The organism is Pseudarthrobacter sp. Pseusp20, from assembly GCF_059492155.1.
In genome coordinates this window covers 2,026,474-2,041,044 of sequence record NZ_CP168521.1, presented here as the reverse complement: position 1 = coordinate 2,041,044, position 14,571 = coordinate 2,026,474, and the positions used below count along the sequence as shown (strand labels likewise).

Below are 14,571 nucleotides of genomic sequence, written 5' to 3'. Positions count from 1 at the left end.
GAACCCATCCCAGCGCCCGGCGACCCTGCGCCCGGTCAGGCGTCGATGCGCTCCCGGTCCAGGCTGGACGCGCCGGCGATGATGAAGTCCTTGCGCGGGGAGACGTCGGAGCCCATCAGCAGGTCGAAGATCTCCTCTGCCTGCTGCGCGTTTTCGATCCCCACCTTGCGCAGGGTGCGGTGCCGCGGGTCCATAGTGGTCTCCGCCAGCTGCTCGGCGTCCATCTCCCCAAGGCCCTTGTACCGCTGGATCGGCTCCTTGTACCGCTTGCCCTCCTTGGCCAGGCGGGCCAGCAGGACGTGCAGTTCGGCCTCGGAGTAGGTGTAGATCATCTCGTTGGCCTTCTGGCCGGCGTTGATGACCTCCACCCGGTGCAGCGGCGGAACCGCGGCAAACACCCTTCCCTCCACGATCATGGGCCGCATGTAGCGGAAGAACAGGGTCAGCAGCAGGGTCCGGATGTGGGCGCCGTCAACGTCGGCGTCAGTCATGAGGATCACCTTGCCGTACCGGGCCGCATTGATGTCGAAGCTGCGGCCGGACCCCGCGCCCACCACCTGGATGAGCGCTGCACATTCGGCATTGGAGAGCATGTCCCCCACCGATGCCTTCTGCACGTTGAGGATCTTGCCGCGGATGGGCAGCAAGGCCTGGAAGTCGGAGGACCGGGCCAGCTTGGCGGTGCCCAGCGCGGAGTCGCCTTCCACGATGAACAGTTCGGAACGTTCGACGTCGTCCGTCCGGCAGTCAGCGAGCTTGGTGGGCATCGAGGACGTTTCCAGCGCGTTCTTGCGCCGTTGGGTCTCCTTGTGCACGCGGGCCGAGATGCGGGACTTCATCTCGTTGACGATTTTTTCCAGCAGCAGGGCCGACTGGGCCTTGTCGTTCCGGTTGCTGGAGGACAGTTTGGCGGAGATCTCCCGCTCCACCACCCGGGCCACGATGGCGCGCACGGCGCTGGTGCCCAGGATCTCCTTGGTTTGGCCCTCGAACTGTGGTTCGGCGAGCCGTACGGTCAGGACCGCGGTCAAGCCGGCGAAGATGTCGTCCTTTTCGATCTTGTCGTTGCCGGCCTTGAGTTTGCGGGCATTGGTTTCCACGGCTTTCCGGAAAGTCTTGACCAGCGCCTGCTCAAACCCTGACTGGTGCGTGCCGCCCTTGGGGGTGGCGATGATGTTGACGAAGCTTCGCACGGTGCTGTCATAGCCGATGCCCCAGCGCAGTGCCACGTCCACTTCGCAGTCACGTTCGACCTCGGCCAGCTGGCTGTGCCCCCGTTCGTCAAGGACCGGGACGGTCTCCTTGAACTTCCCTGATCCATGCAGCCGCCACACGTCGGTCACGGCCGGGTCCGCGGCCAGGAACTCGGCGAATTCGGAGATGCCGCCGTCGTGGTGGAAGACCTCCTCGTGCGGGCCGGCTTCCCCCGGGGTTCCGGGGAGCTTGCGCTCATCCCGCACGGTGAGCTTGAGGCCGGGCACCAGGAAGGAGGTCTGGCGTGCGCGGGCAGCAAGGTCCTCGTAGGAGAACTTGGCATCCGGGGTAAAGATCTGCCGGTCCGCCCAGTAGCGGATCCGGGTCCCGGTGACTCCGCGCTTGGCCTTGCCCACAATGTCCAGTACCGAGTCATCGACGAACGGAGTGAACGGCGCTGCGGGGTCCGGGCGGGACCCGGTGTCCTTGAAGCGTCCGGGCTCGCCGCGCCGGAAGGACATCCGGTAGGTCTTGCCGCCGCGGTCCACCTCGACGTCCAGGCGCGACGAGAGGGCGTTGACCACTGACGCTCCAACGCCGTGCAGGCCGCCGGAGGCGGTATAGGAGCCGCCGCCGAACTTGCCGCCGGCGTGCAGCTTGGTGAACACCACTTCGACGCCGGTGAGCCCCGTCTTAGGTTCCTTGTCGATGGGGATGCCGCGGCCGTCGTCGTGGATCTCCACGGAGTTGTCCGCGTGGAGGATGATGCGGATGTCGTGGCCGAACCCGGCAAGCGCCTCATCCACGGAGTTGTCGATGATCTCCCAGAGGCAGTGCATGAGGCCGCGCGAGTCCGTTGAGCCGATGTACATGCCCGGACGCTTGCGGACGGCTTCGAGGCCCTCCAGTACGGAAAGGTGCCGGGCGGTGTACTCAGAGCTTGGTGCCACTGGTGATGAACTCCTTCAGGGACGTTGAAGCGGCGCTGGGACCGCACCTTCTAGGGTAGTCGGCGGCAGCGGCGACAGCCGTCTGCCACACCCGCAGCGCCTTGTGCGCCGCGCCACCAGCCTCCGTGATCCGCGGAACTGGGCAATTCTTGACCTAACCTTGCGGATACGCGGACAGCGAACTTGCCCCATCCTTGCGATGGATCGGATACGAATACTGGTTATATAGATGTACTGATCTACTAAGGAGGCCGACATGACAACAGCAGTGGCAGACCGCACACTAAACGCACTCGACCGGTGCGACCGTTGCGGAGCTCAGGCATATGTCCGGGTTGTACTCGAGTCCTCCGGCGGTGAGCTGTTGTTCTGCGGCCACCACGCCCGTGCAGTGGAGGCGACGCTCAAGCCGTTGAGCTCCGGCTGGCACGACGAGACGGGAAAGCTTCACGAGAAAGCTGCCGTGGAAATCGACTAGATGAGGCATCGGTAACAACGAACCCTGCGGGGCCTTTCCACCACGGAAAGGCCCCGCAGGCGTTTAACGGGCCCCGCAGGCCTTTAGCCGCACGGAGGGAGCTCGTAAACAGACAGGGGCCGTTCCGGAATCCACCGTACAGTGGGTTCCCGAACGGCCCCTGTTTTGTCGTGCGGAAGAGGTTAGTCCAGGTAGTCCCGCAGCACCTGCGACCGGGAGGGGTGCCGGAGCTTGGACATGGTCTTCGACTCGATCTGGCGGATCCGCTCGCGGGTGACGCCGTAGACCTTTCCGATTTCGTCTAAAGTCTTCGGCTGTCCGTCAGTCAGGCCAAAGCGCATGGCAACCACGCCGGCCTCGCGTTCGGAAAGGGTGTCCAGGACGGAGTGCAGCTGTTCCTGCAGGAGGGTGAAGCTCACGGCGTCAGCCGGAACAACGGCTTCCGAGTCCTCGATCAGGTCGCCGAATTCGGAATCGCCGTCCTCACCCAGGGGGGTGTGCAGCGAAATCGGCTCGCGGCCGTACTTCTGGACCTCGACCACCTTTTCCGGCGTCATGTCCAGTTCCAGTGCCAGTTCTTCGGGCGTGGGTTCGCGGCCCAGGTCCTGCAGCATCTGGCGCTGTACACGTGCCAGCTTGTTGATGACCTCGACCATGTGCACCGGGATACGGATGGTGCGGGCCTGGTCGGCCATGGCGCGGGTGATGGCCTGGCGGATCCACCAGGTGGCGTAGGTGGAGAACTTGAAGCCCTTGGTGTAGTCGAACTTCTCCACGGCGCGGATCAGGCCAAGGTTGCCTTCCTGGATCAGGTCCAGGAACAGCATGCCGCGGCCGGTGTAGCGCTTGGCCAGCGAGACCACCAGGCGGAGGTTGGCTTCCAGCAGGTGGTTCTTGGCGCGCTTGCCGTCGTGGATGATGAATTCGAGTTCACGCTTGTACTTCGGATCCATGGAGCCGTCGTCCGCGGCGATCTTTTCCTCGGCGAACAGCCCGGCCTCGATCCGCAGCGCAAGGTCGACTTCCTGCTCCGCATTGAGCAGCGCCACCTTACCGATCTGCTTCAGGTAGTCCTTGACGGGGTCGGCCGTGGCGCCGGCAGACATAACCTGCTGCACGGGCGCGTCGTCGTCGTCTGCATCGGAGTAGACGAAGCCCTTGCCGCTGCCGGCGGCACCCTTGACGGGGTCGGCGTCGACGTCCTCTGCTGCGTCCGGACCTTCGAGGACGATGTCGTCGAGGTCTTCCTCGACGTCTTCGACCTCGTCCGGGTCAACGTCACCGGCGGCGGACTTTCCCGCAGCCTCGGCTGCGGCCTTGGCGCCGGGCTTGGGCCCACGCTTCTTGGGCTCGCGCTTGCTGTCGCCTGCAGCCTCGCCGGCCGAAGCCTTGTTGGCTGCCCGCGTAGCTGCCCGCTTGGCATTGGTCGCGGCCTGCTTCTCCTCAGGGGACAAGACATCCTGGGCGGCGGAATCCTTCTTCGTGGAAGACGGGGTCACAGAAAACCTTTCTAGCGGTGGTCTGTGGAATCACCATACGGGCAACACCACTATGACCCTGTCAAGTCCGTGGTGGAAACCAAGCACCACCACGGCCGGCAGAGTCACTTAAGACAACTCCCGGAGTGGCTGTAATGTTCCCTTGCGGGGACGCTTACAAGCACTCGATACACGGACCCAACCGGGTCTCGGCATCCATTGTCTCACGATTTGCCCGGATCCAACCTCCCCTGCCGCCATCCGTTACGGCTGCCCCGGCGGGCCCGGCCCGGCCGGGGCATGTCCGGCCGGCTTCACGACGCTCGGGTCCGGCTCACAGCGTCTCCTTCTCCCCAGCAGGATCCTTCGGGAACTTTTGCCAGGCCGCCTCCTTCCGGGCGGCCCAGCCACAAAGCGTCCCCCTGCCCACGATATCCAGCAGGAGCTCGGCAAGCCGGTACTCCGGTTCAAGCTCAAGCGCCCGGCCCAAGTGGGCAGCCGCGTAGGAGCCGCGTCCCCGGGACCAGGCCACCCATCCTCGGAGCGTGAGCGCTGCGGCGGCCGGGTGTCCGCCCAACACTGCCAGGTGCCCCAGAATCCGGTCCAGCGCGTCCAGTCCGGCCCAGTCCGGCGCGGCCGGCGCCAGGCCCATGAGGACCTCGCCATAGCCGGCAGGAACAGCGCCGGAAGCGGCACCGCCCGCCCGGCGCTGCTGCCGGCCGGCGAATCCCGGCGGAGGCAGCAACGGCAGCGCCACTGCGGAAACGTCGCCCCCGTCCTCGGAAAGGACGCCGAACTGTTCTGCGCCTGCCTCCGCGGCGGCCCGTCCCGCCGCAGCCATCACGAGCAGGGCGTCGCGCCAGGTGGGAACGAGCAGCGTGGCGCGCAGGAAGGCGTCCCGTTCAACGTCCGGAATCCACTGCCCGTCATGGCTCCGCTCCAGCAGCAACTCCCAGAAGTCAAGCACCGCGTTGAACTGTGCCCTGCTGCGGGACTGCCCGCCGAGCTCGTCCTCCCAGCCGGCCTGTGCCTCAAGGACGGCCGCCAGGTGCATGGCGGGGACCGGGGCTTCCGGCTGGCTCCCCGCTCGTGGCGCGGGTCCAATGCTGCTGCCCCGGTACACCATCTCCGTATTCAGCATGCTGTCCCTGATCTCCTGCACGGGACGTCCCGGAAGCGGGCAGCAGGAGGCGTCGCTGCACAGGGCGTCCCGCCAGTACTCATCGCCCACCAACCAGGCATCGCGGACAGGCATCCCGGCCTGGTCCAGGGCACGTCGCACCGTGTCGACCAGGAGGTCGTAGGCGGATGGCGGTCCCATTCCGGCGTCGCTGGTGAAGACAGCCAGCAAAGAGCCGTCAGCGTCCTGGTCTGATTCAAGGTAGCGCCGGACGGCACGGGCAAACGCGGCGGGGTCGGCCTGGTTCGCCGGGCCCGGAAGGTCAAGCCGGAGTGTGGCTCCGAGCGTGGTGCCGTGCAGCGTCATGGCCACCAGGCTGGCAGCTGGCCAGTACCCGAGCGAATGCGGAATGAAGCCAAGGATGTCTTCCGGGCCGCGCACTATTAATCGTTCTGAACCTGTCATGGCTCCAGCATTCGCCGCCGGCGGGGGCGCGGGCAGTGGCCAGTCCGGCTATGTGGGTAACCGGTGCCGTGGAGGAAGAGTGCGGGGAACCCGCGAACGGGAGTGGCTCAGTCGTCCGTGGGCGTCGGCTGGCGGCGGCGGGCCAGACTTTCACGGCGCTGCCGGGCGATGGCGCTGCGCAGCGGCGGAACCACGATGCCCTGGGCGGCCATTTGCCGGCGGACCTTCCGGCGGGAGGCCAGGATGGCTGCGGCACCAATCCCCAGGAGCAGGAACTGGACGCTCAAAGCCAGCCGGAAGGGTGCCAGGCCGTAGAGCACCCCCTGTGAAAACCCGGTGGCGTTCAGGACGTCGAGCACAAGGCCAATCAGGAAGATGGAGACCAGGGCAGCGATGAAGCCACCAACGTTGACAATGCCGGTGGCAGTGCCGATCCGGTGCGCGGGGTTGAAGGTCCGCGCGAAGTCGAAGCCGATCATGGAACCGGGGCCGCCGATTGCGAGCACCACCACCAGGCCTGCCAGCAGCCACAGCGGAGCGCGCCCGGGCAGCAGCAGCACCGCGGCCCATGCCGTGGCGGTGGCGCCGGCGATCAGCAGCACCATGGTGGAACGGCGCAGTGGATGGCGCGAAACGAAGCGCCCGATGAACGGGCCCACTGCCATGGCTGCGGCAACGTACAGGGCCATCAGCGCTGCGACGGTGGCTGTGTCCAGGCCCTGGCCCGAGATCAGGAACGGGTAGCCCCACGTCATGGCAAAGACGGTGCCACTGAACTGGATGGTGAAGTGGCTCCACATTCCCAGCCGGGTTCCGGGCTGGCTCCAGGCACGGGCCAGTGAGGCGCCGGTGGCCTTGAGCCCCTGCCGGGCGTGCGGCCGTTCGGTCCCCGGTGGGACATCCTGCAGGAGCAGGAGTACCAGCACGACGGCGAGTGCGGACATTCCTGCCAGCATCAGGAAAGCGGGGGTCCAGCCGGACAGGTGCAGGACCAGCGCGAAGGGCAGGACACTGAACAGCTGACCCAACTGGCCGGACATGCCGGTCAACTGCGTGACCAGGGGGACGCGGGCGGGGGCGAACCACAGCGGGATGAGCCTGATCACCGAGATAAAGGTCATGGCGTCGCCGGCGCCCACCAGGACACGGCCAAGGACTCCCCCGGGGATGCTCTCGGCGAAGGCCAGCTGCACCTGTCCGAGTCCCATCAGGACAGCGCCGCCTGCGATCATGGCACGCGAGCCGAACCTGTCCACCAGCAGGCCCACCGGGATCTGGAGCCCGGCGTACACCAGCAGCTGCAGGACGGTGAAGAAGGAGATGGCGGACGCCGTGGCGTGGAACCGCTCCGTGGCCTCGAGCCCCACCACGCCGAAGGAGGTCCGCTGCGCCACGGCCACCAGGTACCCGAAAATTCCAATGGTCCAGATAAGCCAGGCGCGGGGAGCAGTCACCAGTTCATTATGCCCGGCGCGCGCCCGCAGCCCGGAAGCCGTGACGTCCCGCTACTGCCCCGGGTTCTCCCTGGCCAGGTAGGCCTCCACGGCGGCACCCAGGTCGTCGGCGTCGGGAAGCTCGTCGTTCTCGTTGGCCAGGAGCGACCGGCGGACGATGCCGTCGGCCTTCTCGTCGTAGCGTGTCTCGAGGCGGGAGACCACCTGCTGGACCTCCTCGGACGCCTCGATCTGCTGGGCAATCTGCCGGCTGACCTCGCGCCCGGACTCACGGAGCCGGTCGGTGGGCAGCATCAGGGACGTTGCGGCGCCAAGGTATTCCAGGCCGGCGACGGCGGCGGTGGGGTACTCGGCCTCGGCGAGGTAGTGCGGGACGTGGATGACGTAGCCGGCAACATTGCGGCCCGCCTCCACGAGGCGCAGCTCCAGGATGTGGCCAACAGCGGCGGGAACTTCAACGGTGGGCTTCCACACGGAGATGCCCTCGATCAGCTCAGGCCGGTTCCCGTGTACCGTCACGCCCACGGGCCGGGTGTGCGGCACGGGCATGGGGATGGAGTGGATCCATGTGACCAGGTTGACGTCCAGCTTTTCCACGATGTTCACCACGGCACGGGCAAACCGTTCCCATTGCAGGTCAGGTTCGAAGCCGGCCAGGAGGAGGAATGGCTTCCCCAGCCCGTCCACCAGTCGGTAGAGTGCCAGCCGGGGCTCCTGGTAGTCCTGGATGTGGTCTTCCACGAAACTCAGGTGCGGCCGGCGGGACCTGTAGTCAATCAACTGGTCCGCATCGAAGACCGCCACGGGCTGGGCGTCGAGGGTGTCCAGCAGCTCGGCGTTGATCTGCTTCACCACATGGCCGGCGTCGGCGAACCCGGTGAAACCCATGACCAGGTTCAGCCCCTGCAGCTCCGGGCTGTGGAACAGCTCGATGTTGCTGGCATAGAGCGCGTCGGGGTCCAGCAGGGAGCCGGAAATCCGTTCAAGCACGGCGTGTTCCTTTCAGGGGTACGGGTGGACATCATTCATAACGCCGCAGGGGCACCCGGCATTCCGGGCCGCGGTGTGGCGCACGTCTCAGGAAATTCTGTCGCTCCGCAGGGGAACGGCTACGATCGGAACTGGCCTGCCAGGCGGGCTTGCAACCACCCGGGCACCGTCCAGAACGGCCGGATCCGGGCCACCATGGCAGAGCGCCCAACATGCATCCCTGCCCGATCGTTTCGAGAATTGAGGACTCATCCCTGTGGTCAAGAATACTGAAGTCAACCTTAGTACCGTCTCGCGGGACCTTAAGAGGAACCCCAGCGATGCCGTGGTGATCGGGGTGGGGCAGGGAAGCGACGGGCCCGTCCTGCTGGACAACCCGCTGACGGCGAAGTCCGCGGAGGCCCTGGCTGACTCCCTCAAGGCACTCGGAGTTACCGGCGCGGCGGACCAGCTGGTCCGCCTCCCGGGACTGCCCGAAACCGGCGCCGGCATCCTGGTCCTCGCCGGAGTGGGAAAGGTGCCGGAAGGCACACCGCTCACCGGTGAGGCACTCCGCCGGGCAGCGGGATCCGCGGTCCGGCAGCTGGCCGGCCTCGCCACCGTAACCCTGGCGTTCCCGACGGCGACGGTGCAGGATGTCGCGGCCGTCGCCGAGGGTGCCGCGCTGGGCGCCTACGCCTTCACCGAGTTCCGGTCTTCCACGGACGGGCTCAAGGATCCCGTCCGCAATGCCGTCATCTTCACGGAACTGGCAGGCAGCACGGACCTGGGCGCCGCACTGAAGCGGGCAGGACTGGTGGCCAAAGCCGTCAACGCGACCCGCTCACTGGTCAACACGCCGCCGAGCCACCTTTACCCGGAGTCCTTCGCCGAGGCCGCCAAGGACCTTGCCAAGGGCCTCCCCGTCAAGGTCACCGTCTGGGACGAGAAGCGGCTTGAGAAGGAAGGCTTCGGCGGCATCATGGGCGTGGGCAAGGGCTCCACCCGCCAGCCGCGGCTGGTTAAGGTGGAGTACTCCCCCGCCAAGGCCACCGCCAAGGTTGCGCTGGTCGGCAAGGGGATCACGTTCGACACCGGCGGCATCTCCCTCAAGCCGGCCCTGAACATGGGCGACATGAAGAGCGACATGGCGGGCGCCGCCGTCGTACTTAATACTGTTTTGGCCCTTGCCGGCCTGGGCCTGCCCGTGAAGGCGACCGCCTGGCTGTGCATCGCGGAGAACATGCCGGGCGGCGGCGCGTCGCGCCCGGCCGATGTGCTGACCATGTTCGGCGGCAAGACGGTTGAAGTCCTCAACACCGACGCCGAAGGCCGCTTGGTCATGGCGGACGGCATCGTTGCAGCCAGCCGCGAATACCCGGACGCCATCATCGACGTGGCCACGCTGACCGGCGCGCAGCTCATCGCCCTCGGCAACCGCACTGCCGGTGTCATGGGCTCGGAAAGCGTCACGGGCGCCCTCAAGGCGGCGGCCGACCGCACCGGCGAACTGGTCTGGCCCATGCCCCTGCCGGAGGAGCTGCGCCCCAGCCTGGATTCCCAGGTGGCGGACCTGGCCAACATTGGCGAACGCCACGGCGGCATGATGACCGCTGCTGTGTTCCTTCGCGAATTCGTGGGTAAGGACAAAGCGGGCGAACAGATCCCCTGGGCGCACATCGATATTGCGGGGCCGTCCTTTAATAACGGCAGCCCCTACGGCTACACCCACAAGCAGGGCACCGGATGCACTGTCCGTACCCTGGTTGCCTACGTGGAGGACATCCTGGCCGCGGCCTGAGCAAACTGCCTGGGTCACGGGCTCCAGGCCCCATGCCGCGCGGCCCTGCGGTGCAGTGATTGCTGTGCCACAGGGCCGCGTGACACTGGACACAAGCGCTCCACAAACGCAGCGCCAAGGTGGAGCATGGATAGGTGGTTCGCTAAGGTGAACCACGGTAGTCACAAATGCAAGAGAGTTGCCCTGCTGACATAATCACGGCAGTGCAAGTTCCAAGACCAGATGATGCGCGCAGAACGCGTCATCGTTCACGCGAGGGAGCGTTTTAGTGGCCGATCAGGCAACTGCGCAAGAATTCGACATCCTGGTACTCGGTGGCGGCAGCGGCGGATACGCTGCGGCGCTGCGTGCGGTACAGCTCGGCCTCACCGTCGGCCTCGTGGAGAAGGGCAAGCTGGGCGGCACCTGCCTCCACAACGGCTGCATTCCCACCAAGGCCCTGCTGCACTCCGCAGAGCTGGCCGACCACGCCCGTGACTCCGCCAAGTACGGCGTGAACGTCACCCTGGACGGCATCGACATCAACGCCGTCAACGCGTACAAGGACGGCATCATCGCCGGCAAGTTCAAGGGACTGCAGGGACTCATCAAGTCCAAGGGCATCACCGTCATCGAGGGTGAAGGCAAGCTGCAGGGCACCGACACCGTCGTGGTGAACGGCACCGCGTACAAGGGCAAGAACATCGTCCTGGCCACCGGTTCCTACTCGCGCACCCTTCCCGGCCTGGAAATCGGCGGCAAGGTCATCACCTCCGACCAGGCCTTGACCATGGACTTCATCCCCAAGAGCGCCATCATCCTGGGCGGCGGCGTCATCGGCGTCGAGTTCGCCTCGGTCTGGAAGTCGTTCGGCGTGGACGTCACCATCGTCGAAGGCCTGCCCTCCCTCGTTCCCAACGAGGACGCAACGATCGTCAAGAACTTCGAGCGCGCCTTCAAGAAGCGCGGCATCAAGTTCTCCACCGGCGTCTTCTTCCAGGGCGTTGAGCAGAATGACGACGGCGTCAAGGTCACCCTGGTGGACGGCAAGACCTTCGAAGCCGACCTGCTGCTGGTCGCCGTCGGCCGCGGCCCCGTCACCGCCAACCTGGGCTACGAGGAGGCCGGCGTCACCATCGACCGCGGCTTCGTCATCACCAACGAGCGCCTGCACACCGGCGTGGGCAACATCTACGCCGTAGGCGACATCGTCCCCGGCGTGCAGCTGGCCCACCGCGGCTACCAGCAGGGCATTTTCGTGGCCGAGGAAATTGCCGGCCTGAAGCCCGTGGTGGTCGAGGACATCAACATCCCCAAGGTCACCTACTCCGACCCCGAAATCGCCACCGTTGGTTACACCGAAAAGGCTGCCAAGGAAAAGTTCGGCGAAGACCAGGTGCAGACCCAGGAATACAACCTGGCCGGCAACGGCAAGAGCTCCATCCTGGGTACCTCCGGCCTGGTCAAGCTGGTCCGCCAGAAGGACGGCCCCGTGGTGGGCGTCCACATGATCGGCGCACGCATGGGCGAGCAGGTTGGCGAGGCCCAGCTGATCGTGAACTGGGAAGCCTACCCGGAGGACGTGGCCCAGCTGGTGCACGCCCACCCCACCCAGAACGAAGCCCTCGGCGAAGCGCACCTGGCACTGGCCGGCAAGCCGCTGCACGGCTAGTTTTCCGCAGCATTACCAGGCCCGGTGCACCCGGTCGTCCAGACCGGGTGCACTAGGCTTCCAACAAGGCAGCAATCATTCGCACTAAAGATCAATAAGGAGAACGGGGACGACATGTCTGAATCCGTTAACTTGCCCGCCCTCGGTGAGAGTGTCACCGAAGGAACCGTCACCCGCTGGCTCAAGCAGGTAGGTGACCGGGTAGAGGTGGACGAGCCGCTGCTCGAAGTCTCCACCGACAAAGTAGACACTGAAATCCCCTCTCCTGTAGCTGGCGTGATTGAAGAAATCCTGGTCGCTGAAGACGAGACCGCCGAGGTGGGCGCACCCCTGGTACGCATTGGTGACGGCTCCGGCGGCGGTTCCGCCCCAGCCGGGGAAGCTCCCGCTGCGACACCGGCCCAGGAAGCTCCCGCTCCTGCGGAGGCGCCTTCCACCGAGGCACCCGCTCCTGAAGCCCCGGCCCAGGCACCTTCCGCACCGGAGGCACCGGAGGCACCCGCCGCAGGCGGCGGCGAAAGCCATGAAGTAACCCTCCCCGCACTGGGCGAAAGCGTCACCGAAGGCACTGTCACCCGATGGCTCAAGGCCGTTGGCGACCAGGTGGAGGTCGACGAGCCCCTGCTGGAAGTCTCCACGGACAAGGTGGACACCGAGATCCCGTCCCCGGTTGCCGGCACGCTGCAGGAAATCCGGGTCAATGAGGACGAGACCGCTGAAGTCGGTTCCGTGCTGGCCGTCATCGGCTCCGGCGCTGCCGCTGCTCCGGCTCCCCAGGCTGCACCGGCCCCCGCCGAGGCTCCCCGGCAGGAAGCCCCCCAGCAGGAAGCTCCGGCTGCCGCCCCGGCCCCCGCAGCTCAGGCACCCGCCCAGGAAGCGCCCAAGGCAGCCCCCGCTCCCGCTGCAGTCCCTGCAGCCCAGGAGGCCGCACCGGCCAACGGGTCCGAATCCGGCTACGTCACTCCCCTGGTCCGCAAGCTGGCCAACCAGCACGGGGTGGACATCACTTCACTGTCCGGCACCGGCGTCGGCGGCCGCATCCGCAAGCAGGATGTCATCGCCGCCGCTGAAGCCAAGGCGGCTCCCGCTGCCGCACCGGCCGCAACCCCTGCCGCATCCGCACCGGCCGCATCGGCTGGAGCTGCCTCCTCGCTTCGCGGCACCACCCAGAAGGCTCCCCGCATCCGCCAGGTCATTGCCCGGCGCATGCGCGAGTCCCTGGAGATCTCCACCCAGCTCACCCAGGTCCACGAGGTGGACATGACCAAGGTCGCCAAGCTGCGCGCCAGGGCCAAGAACTCTTTCCAGGCCCAGAACGGCACCAAGCTGACGTTCCTGCCCTTCATCGCCAAGGCCGTGGCCGAGGCCCTCAAGCAGCACCCCAAGCTCAACGCTGCCTACGACGAGGACAAGCAGGAAATCACCTACCACAACGCCGAACACCTGGCGATCGCCGTCGACACTGACAAGGGCCTGCTGGTTCCGGTCATCGCAGACGCCGGCAACCTGAACCTTGCCGGCCTCGCCGGCAAGATCGCCGACGTTGCCTCCCGCACCCGCGACGGCAAGATCGGCCCGGACGAACTGTCCGGCGGCACGTTCAGCATCACCAACATCGGCTCGGTGGGCGCGCTGTTCGACACCCCGATCATCAACCAGCCGCAGGTGGGCATCCTGGGCACCGGCGCCATCGTCAAGCGGCCCGTCGTGGTTGCTGACGAAAACGGCGACGACTCGATCGCCATCCGCTCCATGATGTACCTGTCCCTGACGTACGACCACCGCCTGGTGGACGGTGCCGACGCCGGCCGGTTCCTCCAGACCCTGAAGGCACGCCTCGAAGAAGGCGCTTTCGAAGCGGACCTGGGGCTCTAGCCTCCGCAGCAATACGACAACGGCGGTGCCGGCATGGGTGGGAAACCTCCCGCAGCCGGCACCGCCGTCGCGGTTTAACCAACGCAGCCGCCTGCGCCCGGAGCCCCCGTGCGCGTGGCTTTGCTACGGGCCGTAGAACTGACTGGCTAAGCTGGAGCCATGAATATTCTCTTCAACATCCTGGTTTTCCTGCACGTGGTGGGAGCCGCCATGATCGTGGGCTACTGGATCGCCACGATGCGGACGCCCACCGTGCACCCCCGCCAGCGTGACGGCGCCTTCCTGCAACTGCTGACCGGCATCGCCATGATGGGCATCCTGCCGTTCCTGCCGGACAAGGATCCCAACTACGCCAAGCTGGGCATCAAGTTCGTCATCGCCGTCGTGGTCGCCGTCCTGGCTGTCATTGGGACACGCAAGGCCAAGAACGGCCAGCCCGTCTCCACCGGGCTCGCCCATGGCGTGGGCGGGCTGGCCCTGGTCAACATCGCCATCGCCACCATCTGGCAGTAACCGCTCCACCCCGGGGGCCCCGGTCATAATCCTCTGAGAGCGGACAATCCGTGCACAGGAGGTGCCTGGTCCCTAGGATGGAAAACGGTGGGTCCGGCCGCGGGTGCCGGGCCCGGATCGAATCGACGCTGAGGAGAGACATGGCTACAACACGCAACGCCCACACGGTATGGACCGGAAGCCTGACCGAGGGCTCTGGCAACACCACCCTGGACAGCTCCGGCCTGGGCACCTTCGATGTCACCTGGAAGGCGCGCACGGAGGCTGCCGGCGGAAAGACCAGCCCCGAAGAGCTGATCGCTGCAGCCCACTCCGCCTGCTTCTCCATGGCCTTCAGCCACGAACTCAGCCAGGCGGGATTCACGCCGGAGGAGGTCAACACCAGGTCCGAGGTTGGCTTCCAGCCCGGCACCGGCATCACCGGCAGCCACCTGACCCTGGAGGCCCGCATCCCCGGCATCTCGCAGGAAGACTTCCAGCGCATTGCCGAAGCCGCCAAGAAGGGTTGCCCCGTGTCCCAGGCCCTGGCCGGCATCGAGATCACCCTGGACGCCACCCTGCAGTCCTAGGCCACGCCGGCCTTGAGCGCATGATCTGAGCGCCACCGTCTGCACAACGCAAAG

The 14,571-nt window shown here is 66.4% G+C and carries 11 protein-coding genes; 6 read left to right on the top strand and 5 right to left on the bottom strand.

Going from position 1 to position 14,571, the window contains the following annotated elements; translation table 11 throughout:
* Positions 1-35 precede the first annotated feature (35 nt).
* Positions 36-2,144: a DNA gyrase/topoisomerase IV subunit B gene (locus ACEN9K_RS09450; protein WP_056389822.1), complete on the bottom strand. Its 2,109-nt coding sequence runs from the start codon at positions 2,142-2,144 to the stop codon at positions 36-38.
* 256 nt (positions 2,145-2,400) lie between these two features.
* Between ACEN9K_RS09450 and ACEN9K_RS09445 the strand changes: the two genes are divergently transcribed.
* On the top strand, positions 2,401-2,622 hold the full coding sequence (locus ACEN9K_RS09445) for a DUF7455 domain-containing protein (RefSeq protein WP_018769678.1): 222 nt from the start codon (positions 2,401-2,403) through the stop codon (positions 2,620-2,622).
* A 182-nt stretch (positions 2,623-2,804) separates the two neighbouring features.
* On the opposite strand, the gene ACEN9K_RS09440 is transcribed toward ACEN9K_RS09445, so the two are convergent.
* The 4 genes from ACEN9K_RS09440 to ACEN9K_RS09425 all read right to left on the bottom strand — a co-directional run bounded on the left by ACEN9K_RS09440 (position 2,805) and on the right by ACEN9K_RS09425 (position 8,129).
* A complete protein-coding gene (locus tag ACEN9K_RS09440) occupies positions 2,805-4,121 on the bottom strand; it encodes an RNA polymerase sigma factor (protein WP_018769677.1) in 1,317 nt (438 codons plus the stop codon).
* 313 nt (positions 4,122-4,434) lie between these two features.
* Positions 4,435-5,685, bottom strand: coding sequence for a DUF4192 domain-containing protein (locus ACEN9K_RS09435; RefSeq protein ID WP_026265831.1), 1,251 nt, complete (start codon positions 5,683-5,685; stop codon positions 4,435-4,437).
* Between the two features lie 107 nt (positions 5,686-5,792).
* Positions 5,793-7,139 (bottom strand): MFS transporter, encoded by a 1,347-nt coding sequence (locus tag ACEN9K_RS09430; RefSeq protein ID WP_495635584.1) that lies wholly within the window; start codon positions 7,137-7,139, stop codon positions 5,793-5,795.
* A 51-nt stretch (positions 7,140-7,190) separates the two neighbouring features.
* Complete coding sequence (locus tag ACEN9K_RS09425; RefSeq protein WP_018769674.1) at positions 7,191-8,129, bottom strand: proteasome assembly chaperone family protein; 939 nt, start codon at positions 8,127-8,129, stop codon at positions 7,191-7,193.
* Positions 8,130-8,385: 256 nt separating this feature from the next.
* On the opposite strand from ACEN9K_RS09425, the gene ACEN9K_RS09420 reads away from it, so the two are divergent.
* The 5 genes from ACEN9K_RS09420 (at position 8,386) to ACEN9K_RS09400 (ending at position 14,517) form a co-directional block, all read left to right on the top strand.
* Complete coding sequence (locus tag ACEN9K_RS09420) at positions 8,386-9,909, top strand: leucyl aminopeptidase (RefSeq protein ID WP_495635583.1); 1,524 nt, start codon at positions 8,386-8,388, stop codon at positions 9,907-9,909.
* 268 nt (positions 9,910-10,177) lie between these two features.
* Positions 10,178-11,560, top strand: a complete 1,383-nt coding sequence (gene lpdA / locus ACEN9K_RS09415; protein ID WP_018769672.1) for a dihydrolipoyl dehydrogenase — start codon at positions 10,178-10,180, stop codon at positions 11,558-11,560.
* Positions 11,561-11,674: 114 nt separating this feature from the next.
* Positions 11,675-13,435 carry a 2-oxoglutarate dehydrogenase, E2 component, dihydrolipoamide succinyltransferase gene (gene sucB / locus ACEN9K_RS09410; protein ID WP_495635582.1) on the top strand — a complete coding sequence of 587 codons (1,761 nt, stop codon included), beginning with the start codon at positions 11,675-11,677 and terminating at the stop codon, positions 13,433-13,435.
* Between the two features lie 159 nt (positions 13,436-13,594).
* Entirely contained in the window at positions 13,595-13,948 is a 354-nt protein-coding gene (locus tag ACEN9K_RS09405) for a hypothetical protein (protein ID WP_134164385.1), read from the top strand.
* A 140-nt stretch (positions 13,949-14,088) separates the two neighbouring features.
* Positions 14,089-14,517 carry an OsmC family protein gene (locus tag ACEN9K_RS09400; protein ID WP_018769669.1) on the top strand — a complete coding sequence of 143 codons (429 nt, stop codon included), beginning with the start codon at positions 14,089-14,091 and terminating at the stop codon, positions 14,515-14,517.
* Positions 14,518-14,571 lie beyond the last annotated feature (54 nt).